Source organism: Maritimibacter sp. HL-12 (assembly GCF_900177545.1).
Lineage (GTDB): Bacteria > Pseudomonadota > Alphaproteobacteria > Rhodobacterales > Rhodobacteraceae > Sinisalibacter.
This window is the reverse complement of sequence record NZ_FXBQ01000001.1, coordinates 729,647-751,181: the sequence shown is the minus strand read 5'-3', so window position 1 is coordinate 751,181 and position 21,535 is coordinate 729,647. Positions and strand designations below refer to the sequence as shown.

General features: G+C 65.8%; 17 protein-coding genes. 12 read left to right on the top strand and 5 right to left on the bottom strand.

Going from position 1 to position 21,535, the window contains the following annotated elements; all coding sequences use genetic code 11:
* Nucleotide 1: 1 nt before the first annotated feature.
* Entirely contained in the window at nt 2-2,032 is a 2,031-nt protein-coding gene (locus B9Y97_RS03840) for a peptidoglycan -binding protein (RefSeq protein ID WP_085528089.1), read from the top strand.
* A 55-nt stretch (nt 2,033-2,087) separates the two neighbouring features.
* Here B9Y97_RS03840 and B9Y97_RS03835 read toward each other — a convergent pair whose 3' ends face one another.
* Nucleotides 2,088-2,738, bottom strand: coding sequence for a DUF938 domain-containing protein (locus B9Y97_RS03835; protein WP_254900842.1), 651 nt, complete (start codon nt 2,736-2,738; stop codon nt 2,088-2,090).
* Between the two features lie 62 nt (nt 2,739-2,800).
* On the opposite strand from B9Y97_RS03835, the gene gloB reads away from it, so the two are divergent.
* The 10 genes from gloB (at nt 2,801) to B9Y97_RS03785 (ending at nt 14,013) form a co-directional block, all read left to right on the top strand.
* A complete protein-coding gene (gene gloB, locus B9Y97_RS03830) occupies nt 2,801-3,568 on the top strand; it encodes a hydroxyacylglutathione hydrolase (protein ID WP_085525511.1) in 768 nt (255 codons plus the stop codon).
* Nucleotides 3,569-3,722: 154 nt separating this feature from the next.
* A complete protein-coding gene (gene clpA, locus B9Y97_RS03825; protein WP_085525510.1) occupies nt 3,723-6,053 on the top strand; it encodes an ATP-dependent Clp protease ATP-binding subunit ClpA in 2,331 nt (776 codons plus the stop codon).
* Nucleotides 6,054-6,198: 145 nt separating this feature from the next.
* Nucleotides 6,199-7,182, top strand: coding sequence for a M23 family metallopeptidase (locus B9Y97_RS03820; protein ID WP_085525509.1), 984 nt, complete (start codon nt 6,199-6,201; stop codon nt 7,180-7,182).
* A gap of 199 nt (nt 7,183-7,381) precedes the next feature.
* Nucleotides 7,382-8,131, top strand: coding sequence for a class I SAM-dependent methyltransferase (locus B9Y97_RS03815; protein ID WP_085525508.1), 750 nt, complete (start codon nt 7,382-7,384; stop codon nt 8,129-8,131).
* A 305-nt stretch (nt 8,132-8,436) separates the two neighbouring features.
* Nucleotides 8,437-8,994, top strand: a complete 558-nt coding sequence (locus tag B9Y97_RS03810; RefSeq protein WP_085528087.1) for a F0F1 ATP synthase subunit delta — start codon at nt 8,437-8,439, stop codon at nt 8,992-8,994.
* A 2-nt stretch (nt 8,995-8,996) separates the two neighbouring features.
* Complete coding sequence (gene atpA, locus B9Y97_RS03805) at nt 8,997-10,535, top strand: F0F1 ATP synthase subunit alpha (protein ID WP_085525507.1); 1,539 nt, start codon at nt 8,997-8,999, stop codon at nt 10,533-10,535.
* A gap of 30 nt (nt 10,536-10,565) precedes the next feature.
* A complete protein-coding gene (locus B9Y97_RS03800; protein ID WP_085525506.1) occupies nt 10,566-11,447 on the top strand; it encodes a F0F1 ATP synthase subunit gamma in 882 nt (293 codons plus the stop codon).
* Nucleotides 11,448-11,468: 21 nt separating this feature from the next.
* Nucleotides 11,469-12,893 (top strand): F0F1 ATP synthase subunit beta, encoded by a 1,425-nt coding sequence (atpD, locus tag B9Y97_RS03795; RefSeq protein ID WP_085525505.1) that lies wholly within the window; start codon nt 11,469-11,471, stop codon nt 12,891-12,893.
* Between the two features lie 23 nt (nt 12,894-12,916).
* On the top strand, nt 12,917-13,330 hold the full coding sequence (locus tag B9Y97_RS03790; RefSeq protein WP_085525504.1) for a F0F1 ATP synthase subunit epsilon: 414 nt from the start codon (nt 12,917-12,919) through the stop codon (nt 13,328-13,330).
* Between the two features lie 233 nt (nt 13,331-13,563).
* Nucleotides 13,564-14,013 carry a COG4315 family predicted lipoprotein gene (locus B9Y97_RS03785; RefSeq protein WP_254900841.1) on the top strand — a complete coding sequence of 150 codons (450 nt, stop codon included), beginning with the start codon at nt 13,564-13,566 and terminating at the stop codon, nt 14,011-14,013.
* Nucleotides 14,014-14,164: 151 nt separating this feature from the next.
* Here B9Y97_RS03785 and B9Y97_RS03780 read toward each other — a convergent pair whose 3' ends face one another.
* Both B9Y97_RS03780 and B9Y97_RS03775 read right to left on the bottom strand, forming a co-directional pair.
* Nucleotides 14,165-14,518 (bottom strand): H-type lectin domain-containing protein, encoded by a 354-nt coding sequence (locus B9Y97_RS03780; protein ID WP_085525503.1) that lies wholly within the window; start codon nt 14,516-14,518, stop codon nt 14,165-14,167.
* A gap of 69 nt (nt 14,519-14,587) precedes the next feature.
* A complete protein-coding gene (locus B9Y97_RS03775; protein ID WP_085525502.1) occupies nt 14,588-15,808 on the bottom strand; it encodes an MFS transporter in 1,221 nt (406 codons plus the stop codon).
* A gap of 114 nt (nt 15,809-15,922) precedes the next feature.
* On the opposite strand from B9Y97_RS03775, the gene B9Y97_RS03770 reads away from it, so the two are divergent.
* Nucleotides 15,923-17,833 (top strand): elongation factor G, encoded by a 1,911-nt coding sequence (locus B9Y97_RS03770; RefSeq protein ID WP_085525501.1) that lies wholly within the window; start codon nt 15,923-15,925, stop codon nt 17,831-17,833.
* Nucleotides 17,834-17,883: 50 nt separating this feature from the next.
* Here the strand turns inward: B9Y97_RS03770 and B9Y97_RS03765 are convergent, their stop codons facing one another.
* Nucleotides 17,884-18,807 carry a histone deacetylase family protein gene (locus tag B9Y97_RS03765; protein ID WP_085525500.1) on the bottom strand — a complete coding sequence of 308 codons (924 nt, stop codon included), beginning with the start codon at nt 18,805-18,807 and terminating at the stop codon, nt 17,884-17,886.
* 10 nt (nt 18,808-18,817) lie between these two features.
* Nucleotides 18,818-21,499, bottom strand: a complete 2,682-nt coding sequence (locus B9Y97_RS03760) for a bifunctional acetate--CoA ligase family protein/GNAT family N-acetyltransferase (protein WP_085525499.1) — start codon at nt 21,497-21,499, stop codon at nt 18,818-18,820.
* Between the last annotated feature and the right edge of the window lie 36 nt (nt 21,500-21,535).

The window sequence follows — 21,535 nt, the reverse complement described above, 5'->3', positions numbered from 1 at the left end:
GATGGCGCTCAATCGCCGAGGCACCCGCAACGTCTCGACCGCGATCTGGCCGGGTTTCGTCGATGCGATGACGGCGCTTCTCCTGGTGCTGATGTTCGTGCTCACGATCTTCATGGTGGTGCAATTCGTGCTGCGCGAAACGATCTCGGGGCAGGCCAGCGAGCTTGATGCGCTCTCCGCCCGGGTGGCGGAACTGGCCGAGGCGCTGGGGCTGGAACAATCGCAAAACCTTGCCCTGCGCGACGAGGTGGGGCGTTTGAGCGCCACGCTTGGCGATGCGCGCGCCGAGGCCGAGGCACAATCGGCACTGATTGCCTCGCTCACCGCGCAGATCGCCGAGCGGGACGAGGAAATTGCCGGGCAGGAGGCGCAGATCACCGCGTTCGAGGCCCAGGTTGCCACGCTGCTGGCGTCGCGCGACGAGGCATTGGCCGAGGGCGAGGAACTGTCGGCGCGGGTCGAAGAACTGGAAGCGGCGGAAGAGCGGCTGATCACCGAGCAAGAGGCGCTCAACCTTGCGCTCGCAAGGGCCCGCGACGAGATTGACGAACAGACCGAGGCTGCCCGCCTTGCCGCCGCGCGCCGCGAGGCGCTGGAGGCGATGATCGCCGAGCTCGAGGCCGGGGCAGCGGCGCGCGAGGAAAGCCTTGCGCTGGCGTTGTCGCAACTCGAAACGCGCGAGGCCACGCTGGCCGATGTGCTCGCAAGGCTCGAGGCCCGCGAGGCCGAAACCGATGCGATGGCGGAGCGGATCGAGACGCTGGAGGCCGATCTCAGCGAGGAAGAAGCCGCCCGACTGGCCGAGGCGGCGGCGCTTGAGGAATTGCGCGCGCGGATGGCCGATGTGGATACCACGCTCGACGAGGCCGAGGCGGCGCGGCTGGCCGAAACGGCAGCCGCCGAGGCGTTGCGCGCGCGGCTTGCCGAGGCCGAGGCTGCCCTCACCGAAGAAGAAAGCGCGCGACTGGCCGAGGCGGCGGCGGCGCAGGCCCTGCGCGAACGGCTCGCCAATGCCGAGGACGAGTTGACGGCGATGACGCTCTCGCTGGAGGAGCGCCGGAAGGAAGCGGAAGAAACCCTCACCCTGCTGGCTGCGGCGGAAGCCGCCAACGCCGATCTCGACGAACGCCTTGCATTGGCACTTTCGGAACTGGAGGCTCTTGAAGGCGACGTTGGCGATCAGGCGGCGCTGCGCGAAAGGCTCGCCGAGGCGCTCGCCGCCAAGCTCGCCGCCGAGCAGGAGGTTGAGACCGCGTTGACCGAAAGCGAGCGCCAGGCTGCGCTGCTGGCCGCCGCCAATGAAGCATTGTCGCGCGAGGAAGCGGCTTCGGCCGAGGCTCAACGGCGCGTGGCCCTGCTCAATGAACAGGTTGCCGCATTGCGGGCGCAACTCGGGTCGCTGCAGGAGGTGCTCGACGAGGCCGCCGAGCGCGATGCCGAGGCGCAGGTGCAGATCGAGGCGCTGGGGTCGCGGCTGAACGCGGCACTGGCGCAGGTTGCCGCCGAGGAGCGCCGTAGGGCCGCGCTCGAAGAGGCCGAGCGCAAGCGCCTCGAAGAGGAAGCCAAGCAGTTGGAGAACTACCGCTCGGAGTTCTTTGGCCGGCTGCGCGAAATCCTCGGTGACCGCGAGGGCGTGCGCATCGTCGGCGACCGCTTTGTGTTTTCGTCGGAGGTTCTGTTCGATCCCGGCAGTGCCGATCTCTCCCCCGGCGGTGTGGAGCAGATCGACCGGGTGGCGCGGATCCTTTCCGAGGTGTCCGACGAGATTCCGCCCGAGATCGACTGGGTGATCCGCGTCGATGGCCACACCGACAAGACGCAACTGGGGTCCACCAGCGACTATGCCGACAACTGGGAACTGAGCCAGGCCCGGGCGCGCTCGGTGGTGCTCTACATGATCGAGGAACTGGGCTTCCCGCCCGACCGCCTCGCCGCAACCGGCTTTGGCGAGTATCAGCCGGTGGCCGAAGGCGATAGCAGCGCGGCCTATGCCGCCAATCGCCGGATCGAACTGAAACTGACCGAGAAGTGAGCCGTTGACGCGCGCAAGGTGCCGGAGATGCGCGCCCGGCAGGAAGCAGGCGCGGTCAGGGCTTTTTGAAGATCGCGACGAGATTGTTGGCAGGCATCTCGATCAGGGCAACCCGGTTCAGCCCTGCCTTGGCGGCCACGGTCTCGATCCATTCGAAATCCTTGTAGCCGATCGACGGCTCGGCCGCGGTGAGCCGGGCGTGGAAGGCGGCGTCGCCCTCGGAACGGAAGGTGCCGCCAAGGCGGAACGGGCCATAGACGCAGAACTGCCCGCCCGCTTCAAGCGCGCGCGCCGCGCCGCGAACGACGTTGGTGGCGCCGATCTCCGGCAGAAGGTGCATCAGGTTCGCAAGGTAGACCACGCGCACCGGCTCGACCGTCCAGTCGGGCGTTGTGGCGTCGAGGACCACGGCCACGCGCATGTTCTTGACGCCCTCGGCGGCGCGCCATGCGTCGATGCTGGCAAGGCGGGCCGGGTCGATGTCGGTGGGCTGCCAGTCGAGGCCGGGATTGGCGCGGGCCAGCGCCACCGCGTGTTCGCCGGTTCCGGCCGCGATCTCCAGCGCACGGCCGCTTGCCGGCAGCCAGTCGGCCAGCGCCGCGACGATGGCCGAGGCGTTGCGCACCGCGGCGGGGGCCGAAAGCCGCCCGTCATCGAGGCTGTCGGCGTTGCTATGCGTGGGCGTCATGTCACCTTTGCGGGTCATTTCGGCAGGTTGCACCGCCTTGGCTGATTGGGCAACATGCATTGCAGCACGAGGAGCCTGCCATGACGCTTGAGATCGAAACCATCCCTTGCCTTGCCGACAACTACGCCTTCCTCGCGCATGACCGCAAGACGGGTGCCACGGCCTTGTTCGATGCGCCCGAGGCATGGCCGATCCAGCGCGAGCTTGAAAAGCACAATTGGCAGCTCACGCATATCTTCCTGACCCATCACCACGCCGATCATATCGACGGGGTGGCCGAACTGGTGGCGGCGTTCCACCCCGAGGTGATCGGTGCCGAACGCGATGCCCACCGCCTGCCGCCGCTCGATACCGCCGTGAAACCGGGTGAGACCTACGACATGTGGGGCCGCGAGGTGCGGGTGTTCGATGCCGCCGGGCATACCAGCGGCCACGTTGCCTACTACCTGCCCAAGGCCGGCGCGGTTTTTACCGGCGACAGCCTGATGGCGCTGGGCTGCGGCCGGCTGTTCGAGGGCACGCCGACGCAGATGTGGGCCACGCTCAGCCGAATCGCAGACCTGCCCGACGACACCATGGTGTGTTCGGGCCACGAATACACCGCGGCCAACGCCCGATTCGCCCTGACCATCGAGCCGGACAACCCGGCGCTCATCAAGCGCGCGGCGCAAACCGAGCGCGCCCGTGCCATCGGGGTGCCCACCGTGCCGTCCGCGCTGGCGCTGGAAAAGGCCACCAACCCCTTCCTGCGGGCGGGCGATCCGGTGGTGAAGGCAGGGCTTGGCCTGTCGGGCGCACCCGATGTCGAGGTTTTCGCCCATATCCGGGCCGCGAAAGACAAATTCTGAGCCGAACTTCGCCCCCTCTCATCCTCGTGAGACTTAAAATTTCAGAAAAGCCTTGAAGACGCGCCGGGAAAACCGAACTCTAATACTATCGGAACAGGGTTGAGGCCGGGCAGAAGCGCCTCGACCCCGAAAACGCGAACGAGGAGGGAAAAAGGTGCCATCCTTTTCCAACACGCTAGAACAGGCAATCCACGCGGCGCTGGCTCAGGCCAACGAGCGACGCCATGAGCTGGCAACGCTCGAACATCTTCTGCTCGCCCTGATCGACGAGCCGGACGCGGCGCGGGTGATGAAGGCCTGCAGCGTGAACCTCGAAGAATTGCGCGCCACGCTGGTCAAGTACATCGACGAGGATCTGACCACTCTGGAAACCAATATCGAGGGCTCCGAAGCGGTGCCCACGGCGGCCTTCCAGAGGGTGATCCAGCGCGCCGCGATCCACGTTCAGAGCTCGGGCCGGACCGAGGTGACCGGGGCGAACGTGCTGGTGGCGATCTTCGCCGAGCGCGAATCGAACGCCGCCTATTTCCTGCAGGAGCAGGACATGACCCGCTACGACGCGGTCAACTACATCGCCCATGGCGTGGCCAAGGACCCGTCTTTCGGCGAATCCCGGCCGATATCGGGCACCCCGGAGTTCGACGACACCGCCGTTGACGGCAGCGACGACGACTCGTCGGAAGGCGACAGCGCGCTCGGCAAGTATTGTGTGAACCTCAACGTGAAGGCCCAGAAGGGCGCGATCGACCCGCTGATCGGGCGCGATTACGAGGTCGAGCGCTGCATCCAGGTGCTGTGCCGCCGCCGCAAGAACAACCCGCTGCTGGTGGGCGATCCGGGCGTTGGCAAGACCGCGATCGCCGAGGGGCTGGCGTGGAAGATCGTCGAGGGCAATGTGCCCGAGGTGCTGGCAAAGACCACCATCTTCTCGCTCGACATGGGCGCGCTGCTCGCCGGAACGCGCTACCGGGGCGATTTCGAGGAACGCCTGAAAGCGGTGGTGAACGAGCTTGAAAACCACCCCGACGCGGTGCTCTTCATCGACGAGATCCACACCGTGATCGGCGCTGGCGCCACATCGGGCGGCGCAATGGATGCCTCCAACCTGCTCAAACCCGCGCTTCAGGGCGGCAAGCTGCGCACCATGGGATCGACCACCTACAAGGAATTCCGCCAGCACTTCGAGAAGGACCGCGCGCTCGCGCGCCGGTTCCAGAAGATCGACGTGAACGAACCCACGGTCGACGACACGGTGAAGATCCTCAAGGGCCTCAAGCCGCATTTCGAGGAGCATCACCGGATCAAGTATACCAACGACGCGCTGAAAACGGCGGTCGAACTCTCCGACCGTTACATCAACGACCGCAAGTTGCCCGACAAGGCGATCGACGTGATCGACGAGGCGGGCGCGGCGCAGCACCTGCTCGCCGCCTCCAAGCGCAAGAAGTCGATCGGGGTGAAGGATATCGAGGCCATCGTCGCCAAGATCGCCCGCATTCCGCCGAAGAACGTGTCGAAAGACGATGCCGAAACCCTGCGCGACCTCGACGCCAAGCTCAAGCGCGTGGTGTTCGGCCAGGACCGGGCAATCGAGGCGCTGGCCTCGGCGATCAAGCTCGCCCGTGCGGGCCTGCGCGAGCCGGAAAAGCCGATCGGTAACTACCTGTTCGCCGGCCCCACCGGGGTGGGCAAGACCGAGGTGGCGCGCCAGCTGGCCGACAACCTCGGGGTCGAGTTGCTGCGCTTCGACATGTCGGAATACATGGAGAAACACGCGGTGTCCCGCCTGATCGGCGCACCGCCGGGCTATGTCGGCTTCGACCAGGGCGGCTTGCTCACCGATGGCGTCGACCAGCACCCGCATTGCGTGCTTCTGCTCGACGAGATGGAAAAGGCGCACCCGGATGTCTACAACATCCTGCTTCAGGTGATGGACCACGGCGAGTTGACCGACCACAACGGTCGCACGGTGAATTTCCGCAACGTGGTGGTGATCATGACCTCGAACGCGGGCGCGCAGGAGCAGGCCAAGGAGGCCATCGGCTTCGGGCGGTCGCGCCGCGAGGGCGAGGATACCGCCGCGATCGAGCGCACCTTCAGCCCGGAGTTCCGCAACCGGCTCGACGCGGTGATCAACTTCGCGCCGCTCGGTCGCGAGGTGATCCTGCAGGTGGTGGAGAAGTTCGTGCTCCAGCTCGAGGCGCAACTGATGGATCGCGGTGTGACCATCGAGTTGACCCGCAAGGCGGCCGAATGGCTCGCCGAGAAGGGCTATGACGACAAGATGGGCGCACGCCCGCTGGCCCGGGTGATCCAGGAGCACATCAAGAAGCCGCTCGCCGAGGAACTGCTGTTCGGCAAGCTGACCAAGGGCGGGATCGTCAAGGTCGGGGTGAAGGCCGGCCAGATCGACCTTGTCGTCGAGGAGCCCGGCAAGCTGCGGTTGACCTCGCGCAAGAAGCCGCCGCTGCTGACCGCCGACTGACGGCGGCATCCGGCACAAAGGGAAAGGGGGGCTTTCTGCCCCCCTCGCCCGTGCCGGGCTCACCCCCCGAAGGTATTTGACGACCCAAGAAGCACCGAGGCGGGAAGGGCTTGACGCAGGCCGTGCGAGGCGCGACCAAGGTCGCATGATCCGGTTCAGCTTGCTTGCCGCCCTGTTGCTGTTCGCCGCGCAGTCCGGCCGCTCCGACACGCTGCGCCTTGGCTTGCCGCTTGACTGCGTGCCGGGTGAGAGCTGTTTCATCCAGAACTTTGTCGATACCGATCCGGGGCCGGATGCGGTCGATTTCGCCTGTGGCGGGCTCACCTATGACGGCCACAAGGGCACCGATTTCGCGCTGGTGTCGCGCGCCGCGATGGTGGAGGGAGTGACCGTGCGCGCTGCCGCGCCAGGCGTGGTGCGGGCCAGCCGCGACGGCATGGCCGACACCGGGCGCGACGGCACGATGCCCGAAGACCTTGACGGGCGCGAGTGCGGCAACGGCGTGGTGATCGACCACGGCGGCGGTTGGGAAAGCCAGTATTGTCATCTCAAGGCGGGATCGGTCAGCGTGGCGCGCGGCGCTCGGGTCGCGACCGGCACGCCGCTTGGCGAGGTCGGCTATTCCGGCCTGACCGAAACCCCGCATCTCCACCTGTCTCTGCGCAAGGATGGCACGGTGGTCGATCCCTTTGCCCCCGATGGCACGCGCCGCTGCGATCCCGATGCCCGCCCCGGTGACACACTTTGGGCGGACCCGATCACCTATGTGCCGGGCGGCCTCATCGCGCTCGGCGCGGCCGCCGGGGTGCCCGCGTACGACGCGATCAAGGCCGGCCGGGCCGGACGCGCCAGCCTGCCCGCCGACGCCCCCGCGCTGGTCGGCTGGGCCTATCTTTTCGGCGCGCGGGCGGGCGACGTGGTGGAGATTGTGATCGAGCAGCCGGACGGCGCGATCTGGCACCGCCATGACATCGCTTTTGAAAAACCCTTCGCGCAGGCGTTCCGCGCCTCCGGCAAACGCCGTCCTGCCGACGGCTGGCAGGTGGGTGAATGGACCATATCGGCCCGGATGATCCGCGACGGTGCGGTGATTTCGGGTGCCGACGTTGCGGTGACGATCCGGCCTTGAGACAAACCCGGTCGATGCCCGGGCGTTGCCGCCATGTGCCATCGAGTTGGTCCCGGAAGGATCGGGGCATCGGCGCAAGACCCGTGCCGCCACCGGGGAGGGAGGGCCGGTTTGCAGACGCGCGCCGACCGAACGCGGTTTCATCGCCTCCGGCCTTCAACGCTCTGGCGAATCCGCCATGATCGGCTAGTCTTTGGGCATGCATCTGGACGTTCAGGACCTCAAGAGCTTCTATTACCGCTCGGCACTGGGCCGCGCGGCGCAACGCGCGGTGCGCGGGCAGGTCTGCGCCCTGTGGCCAGAGGCGAAGGGCCAAACCGTGCTTGGCTTCGGCTTCGCCGTGCCGCTCTTGCGGCCCTATCTCGACCAGGCGCGCCGGGTGATCGGGTTGATGCCCGGGCCGCAGGGGGTGATGCGCTGGCCGGTGGGCCTGCCCAATGTCTCGGTGCTATGCGATGAAACGCTCTGGCCGGTGGATACCGGCGTGGTCGACAAACTGGTTCTCATGCATGGGCTCGAAACCTCGACCGATCCCGATACCCTGTTGCAGGAAGCCTATCGCACATTGGGCCCCGGCGGGCGTGCGCTTTTCATCGTGCCCAACCGGGCCGGGCTTTGGTCGCGGTCCGACGCCACGCCGTTCGGGTTTGGACGACCATATTCGCTCAGCCAGCTTGAACGTCTGCTGCGAGATCACGGGTTTTCGATCGAGCACCACGCCGCCGCGCTGTTTCAGCCGCCGTCGAAGCGGCGGTTCTGGCTGAAGACCGCCCCGGCATGGGAGCGTATCGGGCAATCGCTGCCGATGGCGCTTGCGGGCGGGGTTCTGATCGTCGAGGCCTCCAAACAGGTTCCGGCACCGCGCCGGCCTGGTTTGGGCGAGCGGGTCAAGCGCCCCCTCGGTGTGCTCGAAGGTCTTGGCCTGCCGGAACCCAGCCGCAAGTCCTGATCGGCTCTGACGGCCCGGTGATCGCGCGGGCGCAGACATCCAGCGGGGGGATTCGCAGTGCCGGAATCTGGGATTTCCCGCCTCGATCCGGCATTGGCGTGATGCAATACGCCGCAGGCATGTTAAAGGTTTATGAATAGATCTTTAATGTTGGCGATAAACCCGCGCAACAGTGTTGCGGGACGGTTGTGCCTCTGCTAGACCCACGCCGATTTCAGGTCGCTCGCATTCCGCGCGGCATCTAGGGGCCGCCCCGGCTTGCCAAGGCAGGTAACAGTGGGGCTAAAGACATCGGAAGGGTGGACGTGTCCGAAGCTTCGATCTCAACTGGCATCGCCCAGCGATACGCAACGGCCGTTTTCGAACTGGCCCGCGAAGACAAGAAACTTGCCGCCGTGGAGAAGGATCTCGATGCGCTCGACGCCGCGATTGCCGAGAGCCCCGATCTGGCCGCGATGATTGCTTCGCCGGTCTATTCGCGCGGCGATCAGGCGAAGGCGGTGACCGCGCTGGCGGCGAAGATGGGTCTTTCGGCGATGATCGCCGGGGCACTGGGTGTGATGGCCGAAAAACGCCGTCTGTTCATCCTGCCGCAATTCATCTCCAGCCTGCGCGCGGCGATTGCCGAAGACAAGGGCGAGGTGACTGCCGAAGTGACCGCCGCCAAGGCGATGACCAAGGCCCAACAGGACAAGCTCGCCAAGGCGCTGAAGGCGTCCGTTGGCAAGGATGTGAAGATCAAACTGGCCGTCGATGAAAGCCTCATCGGCGGTCTTGTCGTCAAGGTTGGCTCGAAGATGATCGACAGTTCGATCCGCTCGCGGCTCAATGCACTCCAGAATTCCATGAAAGAGGTCGGATAAGAATGGGTATCCAAGCAGCCGAGATTTCTGCGATCCTGAAGGAGCAGATCAAGAACTTTGGCCAGGAGGCCCAGGTGGCCGAAGTGGGCCGCGTGCTTTCCGTCGGTGACGGTATTGCCCGGGTCCATGGCCTCGACAACGTGCAGGCCGGTGAGATGGTCGAATTCCCCGGCGGTATCCGGGGGATGGCACTGAACCTCGAAGCCGACAACGTCGGTGTCGTGATCTTCGGGTCCGACCGGGACATCAAGGAAGGCGACACCGTCAAGCGCACCAAGTCCATCGTGGACGTGCCGGTGGGCGACGCGCTGCTTGGCCGCGTGGTCGACGCGCTCGGCAACCCGATCGACGGCAAGGGCCCGATCGAGGCGAAAGAGCGCTCGGTTGCCGACGTCAAGGCGCCGGGCATCATCCCGCGCAAGTCGGTGCACGAGCCGATGGCCACCGGCCTCAAGTCGGTTGACGCCATGATCCCGATCGGCCGTGGTCAGCGCGAATTGATCATCGGCGACCGCCAGACCGGCAAGACCGCCGTGGCGCTTGACACGATCCTGAACCAGAAGAGCTACAACGAGGCGGCCGGCGACGACGAATCGAAGAAGCTCTATTGCGTCTACGTTGCCGTTGGCCAGAAGCGCTCGACCGTGGCGCAGCTCGTCAAGAAGCTGGAAGAAAACGGCGCGATGGAATATTCCATCGTGGTGGCCGCCACCGCTTCCGACCCGGCACCGATGCAGTATCTCGCGCCCTACACCGCCACGGCGATGGGCGAGTTCTTCCGCGACAACGGCCGCCACGCGCTGATGGTCTACGACGACCTTTCCAAGCAGGCCGTGGCCTACCGCCAGATGTCGCTCCTGCTGCGCCGTCCGCCGGGGCGTGAAGCCTACCCGGGCGACGTGTTCTACCTGCACTCCCGCCTGCTCGAACGCTCGGCCAAGCTGAACGAAGACCACGGCGCGGGTTCGCTGACGGCGCTGCCGATCATCGAAACGCAAGGCGGCGACGTGTCGGCCTTCATCCCGACCAACGTGATCTCGATCACCGACGGCCAGATCTTCCTTGAGACCGAGCTGTTCTACCAGGGCATCCGCCCGGCGGTGAACACCGGCCTTTCGGTGAGCCGCGTGGGCTCCTCGGCCCAGACCAAGGCGATGTCTTCGGTTGCCGGCCCGGTGAAACTGTCGCTCGCGCAATACCGCGAGATGGCCGCCTTCGCACAGTTCGGTTCCGACCTCGACGCCGCCACCCAGCGGCTTCTGAACCGGGGCGCGCGCCTGACCGAGCTGATGAAACAGCCGCAGTATTCGCCGCTGACCAACGCCGAGATCGTCTGCGTGATTTTTGCCGGGACCAACGGCTACCTCGACAAGATCTCGGTGAAGGACGTGGGGCGCTACGAGAAGGGTCTGCTCACGCACCTGCGCACCGACCACAAGGACCTTCTCGACGATATCACCAACAACGACCGCAAGGTCAAAGACGAACTGGCCGACAAGATCAAGGCCGTGCTCGATGCCTTCACAAAGGGCTTTTCGTAAGGCTTAGGTGATCTCAAGAGGAGGCTGGCAATGCCAAGTCTTAAGGACCTGAAAAACCGGATCGACAGCGTCAAGTCGACGCGAAAGATCACCAAGGCCATGCAGATGGTGGCCGCCGCGAAATTGCGGCGGGCACAGGATGCGGCCGAGTCGTCGCGGCCCTATACCGAGCGGTTCAACGCCGTTCTGGCCGGGCTTGCGAAGGCCGCGGCGGGCTCCGAAGCCGCGCCGAGGCTGCTGCGTGGCACCGGCGACGACAAGGTGCACCTGCTCGTGGTGATGACCTCCGAGCGGGGTCTCTGCGGTGGTTTCAACTCGTCGATCGTGAAGCTGGCGAAAACCCACACCGACAGGCTTACCGCCGAAGGCAAGACCGTGAAGATCATCACCGTCGGCAAGAAAGGCCGTGAGCAGCTCAAGCGCGATTACGCGGATTTCTTCCTCGATCACGTCGATCTGGGCGATATCCGCTATATCGGATACGACAGCGCCCAGGCGATCGCGCGCGACATCATCGCCCGCTTCGATGGCGACGAGTTCGACGTCGCGACGATCTTCTTCAGCCGTTTCCAGAGCGTGATCAGCCAGATCCCGACGGCGCAGCAGATCATCCCGGCGACCTTCGACGAGGTCGAATCTGCGACCGAACAAACCGGCATGGTGTATGACTACGAACCCTCCGAGGAGGCGGTTCTTGCAACCCTGCTGCCCTCGGGCGTGGCCACCGCGATCTTCTCGGCGCTGCTGGAAAACGCGGCCTCCGAGCAGGGCGCACGGATGTCGGCGATGGACAACGCCACCCGCAACGCGGGCGACATGATCGACAGGCTGACGATCCAGTACAACCGCTCGCGCCAGGCCGTCATCACCAACGAGCTCATCGAAATCATTTCGGGCGCCGAGGCGCTCTAAACGGAACCGGAGACGAAACACATGGCAAATGCAAAAGGCAAAGTGACCCAGGTCATCGGCGCCGTTGTCGACGTGCAGTTTGAAGATGAGCTGCCGGCGATCCTGAACGCGCTCGAGACCGAGAACAACGGCAAGCGTCTGGTGCTCGAAGTGGCCCAGCACCTTGGCGAAAACACCGTGCGCACCATCGCGATGGACGCCACCGAGGGTCTCGTTCGGGGCCAGGAAGTGACCGACGTGGGCACGCCGATCATGGTTCCGGTCGGCAACGCCACGCTCGGCCGCATCCTCAACGTGATCGGCGAGCCCGTTGACGAGAAGGGCCCGGTCGAGGCCGAGGAACGCCGGGCGATCCACCAGGAAGCGCCCGAGTTCAAGGAACAGTCGACCGAGACCGCGATTCTGGTCACCGGCATCAAGGTGATCGACCTGCTGGCGCCCTACTCGAAGGGCGGCAAGATCGGCCTGTTCGGCGGCGCGGGCGTGGGCAAGACGGTTCTGATCATGGAACTGATCAACAACATCGCCAAGGTGCACTCCGGCTACTCGGTGTTCGCCGGGGTTGGCGAGCGCACCCGTGAGGGCAACGACCTTTATCACGAGATGATCGAATCCAACGTCATCAAGCCCGACAACCTGTCGGAAAGTCAGGTGGCGCTTGTTTACGGTCAGATGAACGAGCCTCCGGGGGCCCGTGCCCGCGTTGCGCTCACCGGCCTGACGCTGGCCGAGCAGTTCCGCGACCAGTCGGGCACCGACGTGCTGTTCTTCGTCGACAACATCTTCCGCTTTACGCAAGCCGGTTCGGAAGTGTCGGCGCTTCTCGGCCGTATTCCTTCGGCGGTGGGCTACCAGCCGACGCTGGCGACCGACATGGGCCAGATGCAGGAGCGCATCACCTCGACGAACGCCGGCTCGATCACCTCGATCCAGGCCGTCTACGTGCCCGCCGACGACCTCACCGACCCGGCACCCGCCACCACCTTCGCCCACCTCGACGCGACCACGGTTCTCAACCGCGCGATCTCGGAACTGGGCATCTACCCGGCGGTTGACCCGCTCGACTCCAACAGCCGGATCCTCGATCCGGCGATCGTGGGCGAAGAGCACTACCAGGTCGCGCGCGACGTGCAGAACATCCTCCAGCGCTACAAGTCGCTGCAGGACATCATCGCCATCCTCGGAATGGACGAGTTGAGCGAGGAAGACAAACTCACCGTCGCCCGCGCCCGGAAGATCCAGCGCTTCCTGTCGCAGCCGTTCGACGTGGCGAAGGTGTTCACCGGCTCGGATGGTATCCAGGTGCCGCTCGAAGACACGATCAAATCGTTCAAGGCCGTTGTGGCTGGCGAATACGATCACCTGCCCGAAGGCGCCTTCTACATGGTCGGCGGCATCGAGGACGTGATCGCGAAAGCCGAGAAAATGGCGGCCGACGCGGCCTGATCGACGCCAGATAGGAGGCCTTGATGGCTGACATGATGCAATTCGACCTGGTTTCGCCCGAGCGCCGTCTGGCCTCGGTCGAAGCCAGCGCGGTGCAGATCCCCGGCGCAGACGGCGATTTCACGGCCATGGCAAACCATGCGCCGGTCATCGCCACCCTGCGTCCCGGTATCGTGACCGTGCAGGGCGCGAACGGCGAGGAGAAGTTCGTGGTGACCGGCGGCTTCGCGGAGGTCTCGCCCGAAGGCACGTCGGTTCTGGCCGAGCGTGCGATGCCGGTGAACGAAGTGACGCAAGAGGTGCTCGACGATTTCGTGAGCGCCGCCGTGGCCGCGCGCGACAACGCAACGCCGGAGATGCTCGACCAGCTTGCAAAGCAGGTCGGTGACATCGCGCAGATCGCCTCGGATCTCGGGCTGCAGGCCAAGGCGGGCTGACCGGGTCCACCTTTGAAAATCGAAAAACCCCGTGCCTTTGCGGCGCGGGGTTTTTTCATGACAGAAGCGTCGTGGCTCCCCGATTGCATCCGCAGATGCGGCAAATTTACGCCAACCGGGCGAATTACCGCCGAGCGCGTTTTCGCAATTTCGTGAGCACGCCCCACCAGCGGCACCAAAGTGTTACACTTGTCCTCACTTCCATTCGCAACCCGTATCGAAAGGAGGATGACATGCACATGTTGAAACTGGTGAGTACCTCTGCCCTATTGCTCGCCTTCGCCGGACCGGCGCTCGCCCAGGATTCCTACGGTTCCGACGAGTCGGCGGACTCGGAGATGTCTGGCGACGCGATGGACAACGGCATGGAGACCGTGGTGATGACCGGCCAGGCAGGCGATGAGGTTTTCCTCATGGATTCCAACAAGATGACCCTCTACACCTTCGACAATGACAGCGAAGGCATGTCGACGTGCTACGATTCCTGCGCCGAGAACTGGCCGCCGCTGACCGCCCCCGAGGGGACGGACCTTCCGCAAGGCTACAGCCTGATCGAACGTGACGACGGCGCCATGCAGGTCGCCTACCAGGGCGAACCGCTCTACCTTTGGAAAGACGACACCCAGCCCGGCGAGATGACCGGCGACGGGGTTGGCGGTGTCTGGCACGTCGCCCGTCCGTAACGCTGCGCGACGACCTCGCGCCGCCTGAAAGGCGTGATCCGCTTGCAGAGTAGGTGGGCAGTATCGGCCCCGGCCGGTGCGGATCGGGGCCTTTCCATCGGTGAACGCACCTCCCCGGAAAAGTTCGGGGTCGGGGTCCGCTTGGCGAAGTTCAGAGCAACGAGTCCCAGTCGTCCTCGTGCCGGACTTCGCCGAGCGCGATCCAGTCGGCCCGGACGCGGGCAACGTGGCTGTCACCCCAGGTGCGGAAGACGAGATCGAACCCGCTCGTCTCGACATTCTCCGCAGAGATGTCCATTCGCTGGTTCGTGCTGTGGTCGACATCCCACATCGACATGCCCACGTTGACAGCGGGGGCCTGCAGAAAGGGTTCGCCGAAGTCCACGCGTTGGCGCAGTTCACGTGCGCCTTCCCCGGTCCACATTGTGCCGTTGTGCTTGTAGTCCGAGAACAGCATCAACGAGCCCTGGTCGATGCCCAGCCGGTGGGTTCTGATCTTCCACATGGCGGATTGCCCTGCCCGTTGCGCTTTGCCGCAAGGATGCCCCGGATCGCGGCACGGTTGCAAGGCCGGTCACCGAATGCGCTTGCGCCGGGGGTTGAGCGCCAGGAGCGCGGGCGCGGCGGCAAGCAGAAGCACGCCCGCCGCGAGAAAGGGCATGCCGGGCAGGTAGAGCGGCGCGTTGTCGGCGGCGAACACCCTGAACAGCGGCGTCGCGACCAGCGGGCCGAGGATCGCGGCGATCGAACCGAGGGCGGCAATCACGCCTTGCAGCAGGCCCTGTCGGTCTTCGGCTACGGCGTTCGACATCATTGCCGTGATCGTCGGCGGGAACATGTCCGACAGGCAGGCGATCGGCACGAGCGCGAAAACGACCCATGCGGCGGTTGTGAAACCGAGGCCGAACAGCGCCACGACCGCAGCCATCCCGGCGAACAGCAAGGTGCGGTAGTCGCCGATGCGTGGCACGAGGAAGGGCAGCACCGCGCCTTGGGTGAAGGCTACACCAGCCCCGTAGGCGGCAAATGAAAGCCCGATGGCAGCAGCCGTCCAGCCGAAGGTTTCGCGCGCCCAGAACGACCACAGCGCAGGGTAGACCATGTTGGCCAGCTCGAAAACGAAGAGCAGCGCCAGCGGCACCGCGAGCCCGGGCAGGCGGAAGGCGTCGAGGATCGCCCGGAACGGGTTGAAATCGCGCCTTGTGAAGCGCCGGCGACGTGCGGGCGGCAGGCTTTCGGGCAACACAAGGAGGCCGAGCGCGACGTTTGCGGCGGCGAACGCGGCCGCGACCCAGAACGGGGCCGTGACATGCCATGTCGCGAGGATTCCGCCGAGCGCCGGGCCCATCACGAAGCCCACACCGAAGGCCGCACCGATCAGGCCGAAGTTCGCCGCGCGTTTCTCGGGCGGCGAGATGTCGGCGAGATAGGCGGTGGCGGTGATGTAGGTGGCCCCCGCCGCGCCCGCGAGCAGGCGGCCGAGGAGGAGTACCCAGAAGGTGGTTGCCAGCGCCATGACCACGTAGTCCAGCGCAAGAGTTGCCAGCGCCGCGATCAACACCGGCTTGCGCCCGAAGGCATCCGACAGCCCGCCAACGATGGGGGCGAACACGAATTGCATCGCGGCATAGGCGGCCAGCAGGATGCCGCCCCAGATCGCGCCCGAGGCGGTATCGCCTGCGCCGACACGCGCCATCAGGTCGGGCATCAGCGGAAAGATGATGCCGATCCCGATCGCGTCGATCAGGATCGTGGCCAGAATGAACAGGAGCGCGGCACGCGGCGGGGTTTGCATGTCTTGATCTAGCCCGCGTTTGCGCCTCCGGCAAGCAATGGTGTTTGATCTGACGCAAGGCCGCATGCGATGATCCCGGTAAGGTTGGACAACCATTCCGCAGGAGGAACCCCCATGAGAGTTTTCACCGTCCTCGGCCCGTCGCACGCCGGCAAGTCCACACTGATCGAGGCATTGGTCGGGCTTGATGGCAAGCCGGGCAAGGTGTTCGAGGTGCCCGGGGTTGCCAGCGTGCGCAGCTTCGATTTCATGGACGAGTCCTGGGCCGCGATCGACATCGCCGGCGGGGCGGAAAACCTTTCTCCGATCGGGCCGGCGCTGGCTGCCTCCGACGCGGTGGTGCTCTGCGTTCCCGCCGATGCCGAGGCGGCGGTTCTGGCCGCGCCCTACCTGCGGATGATCGAGGAGGCCGGGGTGCCCGCGCTCGTCTTCATCAACAAGGCCGACGCGCCCGACAGCCGGATGTCGGAAACCGTGTCGGCGCTGCAGGCCTATTCGCGGCACCATGTCGTGCTGCGCGAAGTGCCGATCCGCGAGGATGGCGAGATCGTCGGGGTGGTCGACCTGGTATCGGAGCGCGCGTGGAAATTCCACGAAGGCGAGCCGTCGTCGCTGACCCAGATCCCCGCCGACCTGCGCCCGCGCGAGGCGGAGGCCCGCGCCGAACTGCTCGAGAGCTATGCCGATTTCGATGACGCGCTGCTTGAGGAAATCATCGAGGACAAAAAAATTCTGCCCGACGAGGTCTATGAGGTCGCGGCGAAGACATTGCAGCACCATGATCTCGTGCCGGTGTTTCTCGGTTCGGCCGAACATCGCAACGGCATCACCCGACTGATGAAGGCGCTGCGCCACGAAGCGCCCGGTGTCGAGGTCGCGGCGGCGCGGCTGGGCGGTGAGGCGGTGGCGGTGGGCGCGATGGCGGAAATGGTCAAGCACCTCGGCAAGACCGTGCTCCTGCGCGCGCTCGGCGACAACGTGGCGGCGGGGCAGGGGCTGGGCGGTGCCAACGTCGGCTCGCTCACCGATCTCGATGCCAAGACCGGGCTTTCAAGCCTCGCGCCCGGTGCTGTCGGCCTGACCGTCAAGACCGACCATCTCAGCGGGGGCCGGGCTTTCACGGCCGCCGCGGTTCAGGATCTGCCGGGCTGGGCTGTGCCGCATGCCTCGACCTATCGCCGGATCGTGACGCCCGTCCACGAGAAGGACGAGGCGCGGCTGTCGGCGGCCATCGAGCGGCTGGTGGAAATCGACCCGGGGCTGGTGGCGAGCCAGGACGAGCGCAGCGGCAACCCGGTTCTGGCCACCCAGGGGCCGTTGCACATGCGTCGGCTGATCCGCAAGCTGGCCGAGGATTTCGGCATCGAGGTGGAGGAAGGCGCGGTTCCCCCGGCCTTGCGCGAGACCATCCGGCGCGGCACCGAGGTGCAATACCGGCACCGCAAGCAATCCGGCGGTGCGGGGCAGTTTGCCGACGTCGTGGTGGAGTTGCGTCCGGGCGCGCGCGGCTCGAACTTTGCCTTCAGCGACAGCGTGAAGGGCGGCGCGGTACCGAAGAACTACATTCCCTCGGTGGAAGCAGGCGCGCGCGACGCGCTGGCGGAGGGGCCGAACGGCTTTCCGGTGGTCGATGTCGCGGTGGAGCTGAAAGACGGCAAGAGCCACTCGGTCGACAGTTCCGATTTCGCCTTCCGCACTGCCGGCAAGAACGCGATCAAGGAGGCGCTCGCGGAGGTCGGGACGGTGCTGTTGCAGCCGATCATGAAGATCGACATCCACGTGCCGAGCGTGTTTTCGGGTGGCCTGGTGCCAGTGGTGTCCGGCCTGAAGGGGCAGGTTCTCGGCTTCGAGGCGCATGACAACGCCGCCGGGTGGGACGTGTTCCAGGCGCTGTTGCCAATGGCGGCGGAGGACGCGCTGTTCAACACGCTCGCCGGAGCGACGCGAGGCACCGCGTGGTTCGTATCGACCTTCGACCACTATGAAGAAGCGCACAAGGAAGACCTCGTCGGCCTGCTCGGCTGATCGCTGTCATATCGGGGTCAGCGGCGAAGGTCGCTGGCCCCGAAGGGCGCCTAGCCCAGCAACACGTCGAGATGGCGCACCACCGAGCGCCCGAGCGCGTGCGGCTCGTAGCCGCCTTCCAGCATCGACACGATCCGGCCCTTGGCGTGGCGTTCGGCGATCTTGACCAACTCGCCCGTGAGCCAGCCGTAATCGTCGTCGGTGAGCGCGAGTGACGACATGTCGTCGGCGACGTGGGCATCGAAACCTGCGGAGATGAACAGCATCTCGGGGGCAAAACTGTCGAGATGCGGCAGCCAGTGATCGGTGATTGCCGCGCGGAACTCCTTCGATCCGGCCCCGGCAGGCAGCGGCACATCGACGAGGTTTTCGGTTTCCTTCTCGTGGCCGGTGAAGGGATAGAACGGGTGCTGGAACGAGGAGCAGAACAGCACCCGCTTGTCGGCCTTGAAAATGTCTTCGGTGCCGTTGCCATGGTGCACGTCGAAATCCACGATCGCCACCCGGCTCAGCCCGTGCACCTCCATCGCATGCGCCGCCGCCACGGCGATGTTGTTGAACAGGCAAAACCCCATCGCCTGCCCGCGCACCGCGTGGTGGCCGGGCGGGCGCACGGCGCAGAACACCGGGTTGACCTCGCCCTGCATCACCAGATCGACGGCCAGAACCCCCGCGCCCGCCGCGCGTTCGGCCGCCGCCAGCGTTCCCGGGCTCATCACCGTGTCGCCGTCGATCTCCACGGGGGCTGCGCCCTTCGCGGGCGCCATGGCATAGACGCGGTCGAGATAATCCGCGTCGTGCACCCGTTCGAGATCGGCCCGGGCGACCTTCGGCGCATCGAAGTGGCGCAGCACGTAGTCCATCCCCGAAGCGATGAGCTGGTTGGTGATCGCCTCCAGCCGCACCGGCGCGTCGGGGTGCAGATCGCCGGTGACGTGGTCGTGGCACTCGAAGTGCGAGATGAAACCCAGCATCGGCCGCTCCTCAGAGATAGCGCTCGACGAGCATCAGTTCGGGGTCGTCGGGGTCCATCCGCTGGGTGAAACCGAGATCCTGCATCAGCTTGAGCATCGGGGCGTTGTTCCGGAGCACGGTGCCCTCCATCACCGTCATGCCGTGATCGCGCGCCGCGCCGAACAGCGCCTTCATCAGCCGCGTACCGATGCCCTGGTGCTGGACCTTGTCGTTGACCACGATGGCGAACTCGCAACTGCGCCCGTCGGGGTTGATGACATAGCGCGCCACGCCAACCTGTTGCGAGGTCTCGCCGCGCTGCACCATGGCCACCATCGCCATTTCGCGCCGGTAGTCGATCTGCGTGAACTGCACCAGCATCTCCGGGCTGAGCTCGTTCATCGCCCCCATGAAGCGGAACATCTTGGCCTCGTCGGAAAGCTCGCGCACGAAGGTCTGTTCGCTTTCGGCGTCCTCGGGACGGATCGGGCGTATGATCAGCGGTGTGCCGTCGGTCAGGTAGTCCTCGCGCACGAGGTGGCGCGGGTAGGGGTGGATCGACACGTGATCATAGCGCCCGTCGCGCGCCGGCGGGCGGGCCACCCGCACCCGGGCATCCACCGCCAGCACCCCGTCGGGCCCGGCGAAGAGCGGGTTGATATCAAGCTCCACCACCTGCGGCAGTTCGCACACGAGGTCGGAGACCCGCATCAGCACGTCGATCACCGCCTCGCGGTCGACCGGCGCGCGGTCGCGGAAAGCATCGAGCAGGCGCGATACCCGGGTGCGGTTGATCAGCCGGTCGGCCAGAACCGAGTTCAGCGGCGGCAGGGCAACGGCGCTATCCTTGAGCACCTCGACCATGGTGCCGCCGGCACCGAACAGGATGGTGGGGCCGAACACCTTGTCGCGGCTCGCGCCGATCACCAGTTCGCGCCCGTCGGTGACCTTGGCCATGGCCTCGACCGTCACCCCCTTGATCCGCGCGTTGGGACGGGCCTTCTTCGCCGCATCGACAATGGCGCGGAAGGCGCGCTTGACCTCGGCGGCATCGGAGATGTTGATCCGCACCCCGCCGACGTCGGATTTGTGCGAAATGTCGGGCGAGTTGATCTTGACGGCCACCGGAAAACCCACGGTTTCCGCCGCCACCAGCGTCTCGGCCTCGCTTTCGGCCTCCACGGTCATGTTGGCGGGGATGTGGAAGGCGCGCATCAGGGCCTTCGACTCCACGTCCGACAGCATGTCTCGGTCTTCGGCGAGCACGGCATCGACGATCATCCGAGCACCCTCAAGGTCGGGGTGATGGGTCTCCGAAAGTGGCGAGGGGGTTTCGAGCGCGAGGCGGCGGTTGCGGTGATGCTGGGCGAGGTAGGAAAACGCCGAGACGGCGGGTTCCGGCGTGGCAAAGTCGGCAATGCCGTTCGTCGACAGCAATTCGCGGGCTTCCGAAACCGAGGTTTGGCCCATGAAGCTCGCAAGCACCGGCTTGGTGCGCTTCTTCGGCAGCGCGTCGATCACCGCCTTGGCAATGGCCTTGGCGTCGGTCATCGCCTGCGGCGTGAGCAGCACGAGCAACCCGTCGACGTTGGGGTCGTCGTACACGGCTTTCACCGCCGCGCCGTATTCCTTCGCGCCGGCATCGCCGAGCACGTCCACCGGGTTGCCATGGCTCCAGTAGCGCGGAAGGATCTTGCCGAGCGCCTCGATGGTCTTTGGCGAGAGCTTGGCAAGGTCTACCCGGGTGTCGCCCGCGCGGTCGGCGGCGAGCACACCCGCGCCGCCGCCATTGGTGACAATCGCCAGCCGGTTGCCGGACGCGCGCTTGTTGGAGCTGAGAATCTCGGCCGCTGCGAAGAGCTGGCCGAAGGACAGCGCCCGCACCGCGCCGGTGCGCTCCAGTGCCGCGTCGAACACCGTGTCGGTGCCCATCAGCGCGCCGGTATGGGTGGCCGCCGCCGCCGAACTGGAAGCATGGCGACCCGATTTCAGCACGATCACCGGCTTGAGCCGCGTTGTCGCCTTCATGGCCGAAAGAAAGCCCGGAGCGTTCCGGATACCCTCGACATAGAGCAGGATCGCATCGGTGTGCGGGTCGGTGGCGAGAAACTGCATTACGTCGCCGAAGTCGATATTGGTCGAGTTGCCGAGCGAGACCAGTGCGGAGAACCCGAGGTGGTTGGGTTCTGCCCAGTCGGAAATCGCCGAGTTCAGCGCGCCGGACTGGCTGATCAGCGCGATCCGGCCCCTTGGGGTGCCGGCGCGCAGGAAGGTGGCGTTCATGTTGTGCCAGGGCCGCACGAGGCCCACGCAATTCGGCCCCATGAAGCGCACACCCGCGCGCTGGGCGGCCGCGATCAATTCCTTCTCCTGGTCGACGCCATCGCCGCCGCCCTCGCCGAATCCGGCCGACAGGATGATCGCGTTCTTCGTGCCCACCTCGCCCAGATCGCGGATAATGCCGGGCACGGTGCGCGCTGGCGTGGCGATCACCGCGAGATCGACCTCTTCGCCCACGTCGAGGATCGAGGGGTAGCACTTGAGCCCGCTCACGGTCTTGTGCTTGGGGTTGATCGGGTAGATCGGCCCGGTGAAGCCATCGGCGCGCAGGTTGGCGAAGACGAGGCTGCCCACGCTCTTGCCGCTCTCCGAGGCACCGTAGACGGCGATCGAGCGCGGATTCATCATCTTTGCAAGGGGGTTGGCGTCCATTTGTATTCTCCTGGGTCCGGGCAATGCACCCGGTTG

What these genes read in the sequence shown, in the direction of transcription:
- B9Y97_RS03765 (WP_085525500.1), bottom strand. Translation starts at nt 18,807, where the DNA reads ATGCTGGGTTTCATCTCGCACTTCGAGTGCCACGACCACGTCACCGGC.
- B9Y97_RS03760 (WP_085525499.1), bottom strand. Translation starts at nt 21,499, where the DNA reads ATGGACGCCAACCCCCTTGCAAAGATGATGAATCCGCGCTCGATCGCC.
- B9Y97_RS03790 (WP_085525504.1), top strand. Translation starts at nt 12,917, where the DNA reads ATGGCTGACATGATGCAATTCGACCTGGTTTCGCCCGAGCGCCGTCTG.
- B9Y97_RS03775 (WP_085525502.1), bottom strand. Translation starts at nt 15,808, where the DNA reads ATGCAAACCCCGCCGCGTGCCGCGCTCCTGTTCATTCTGGCCACGATC.
- B9Y97_RS03815 (WP_085525508.1), top strand. Translation starts at nt 7,382, where the DNA reads ATGCATCTGGACGTTCAGGACCTCAAGAGCTTCTATTACCGCTCGGCA.
- B9Y97_RS03780 (WP_085525503.1), bottom strand. Translation starts at nt 14,518, where the DNA reads ATGTGGAAGATCAGAACCCACCGGCTGGGCATCGACCAGGGCTCGTTG.
- atpD (WP_085525505.1), top strand. Translation starts at nt 11,469, where the DNA reads ATGGCAAATGCAAAAGGCAAAGTGACCCAGGTCATCGGCGCCGTTGTC.
- B9Y97_RS03840 (WP_085528089.1), top strand. Translation starts at nt 2, where the DNA reads ATGGCGCTCAATCGCCGAGGCACCCGCAACGTCTCGACCGCGATCTGG.
- B9Y97_RS03770 (WP_085525501.1), top strand. Translation starts at nt 15,923, where the DNA reads ATGAGAGTTTTCACCGTCCTCGGCCCGTCGCACGCCGGCAAGTCCACA.
- gloB (WP_085525511.1), top strand. Translation starts at nt 2,801, where the DNA reads ATGACGCTTGAGATCGAAACCATCCCTTGCCTTGCCGACAACTACGCC.
- B9Y97_RS03835 (WP_254900842.1), bottom strand. Translation starts at nt 2,738, where the DNA reads ATGACCCGCAAAGGTGACATGACGCCCACGCATAGCAACGCCGACAGC.
- B9Y97_RS03785 (WP_254900841.1), top strand. Translation starts at nt 13,564, where the DNA reads ATGCACATGTTGAAACTGGTGAGTACCTCTGCCCTATTGCTCGCCTTC.
- atpA (WP_085525507.1), top strand. Translation starts at nt 8,997, where the DNA reads ATGGGTATCCAAGCAGCCGAGATTTCTGCGATCCTGAAGGAGCAGATC.
- B9Y97_RS03800 (WP_085525506.1), top strand. Translation starts at nt 10,566, where the DNA reads ATGCCAAGTCTTAAGGACCTGAAAAACCGGATCGACAGCGTCAAGTCG.
- B9Y97_RS03820 (WP_085525509.1), top strand. Translation starts at nt 6,199, where the DNA reads ATGATCCGGTTCAGCTTGCTTGCCGCCCTGTTGCTGTTCGCCGCGCAG.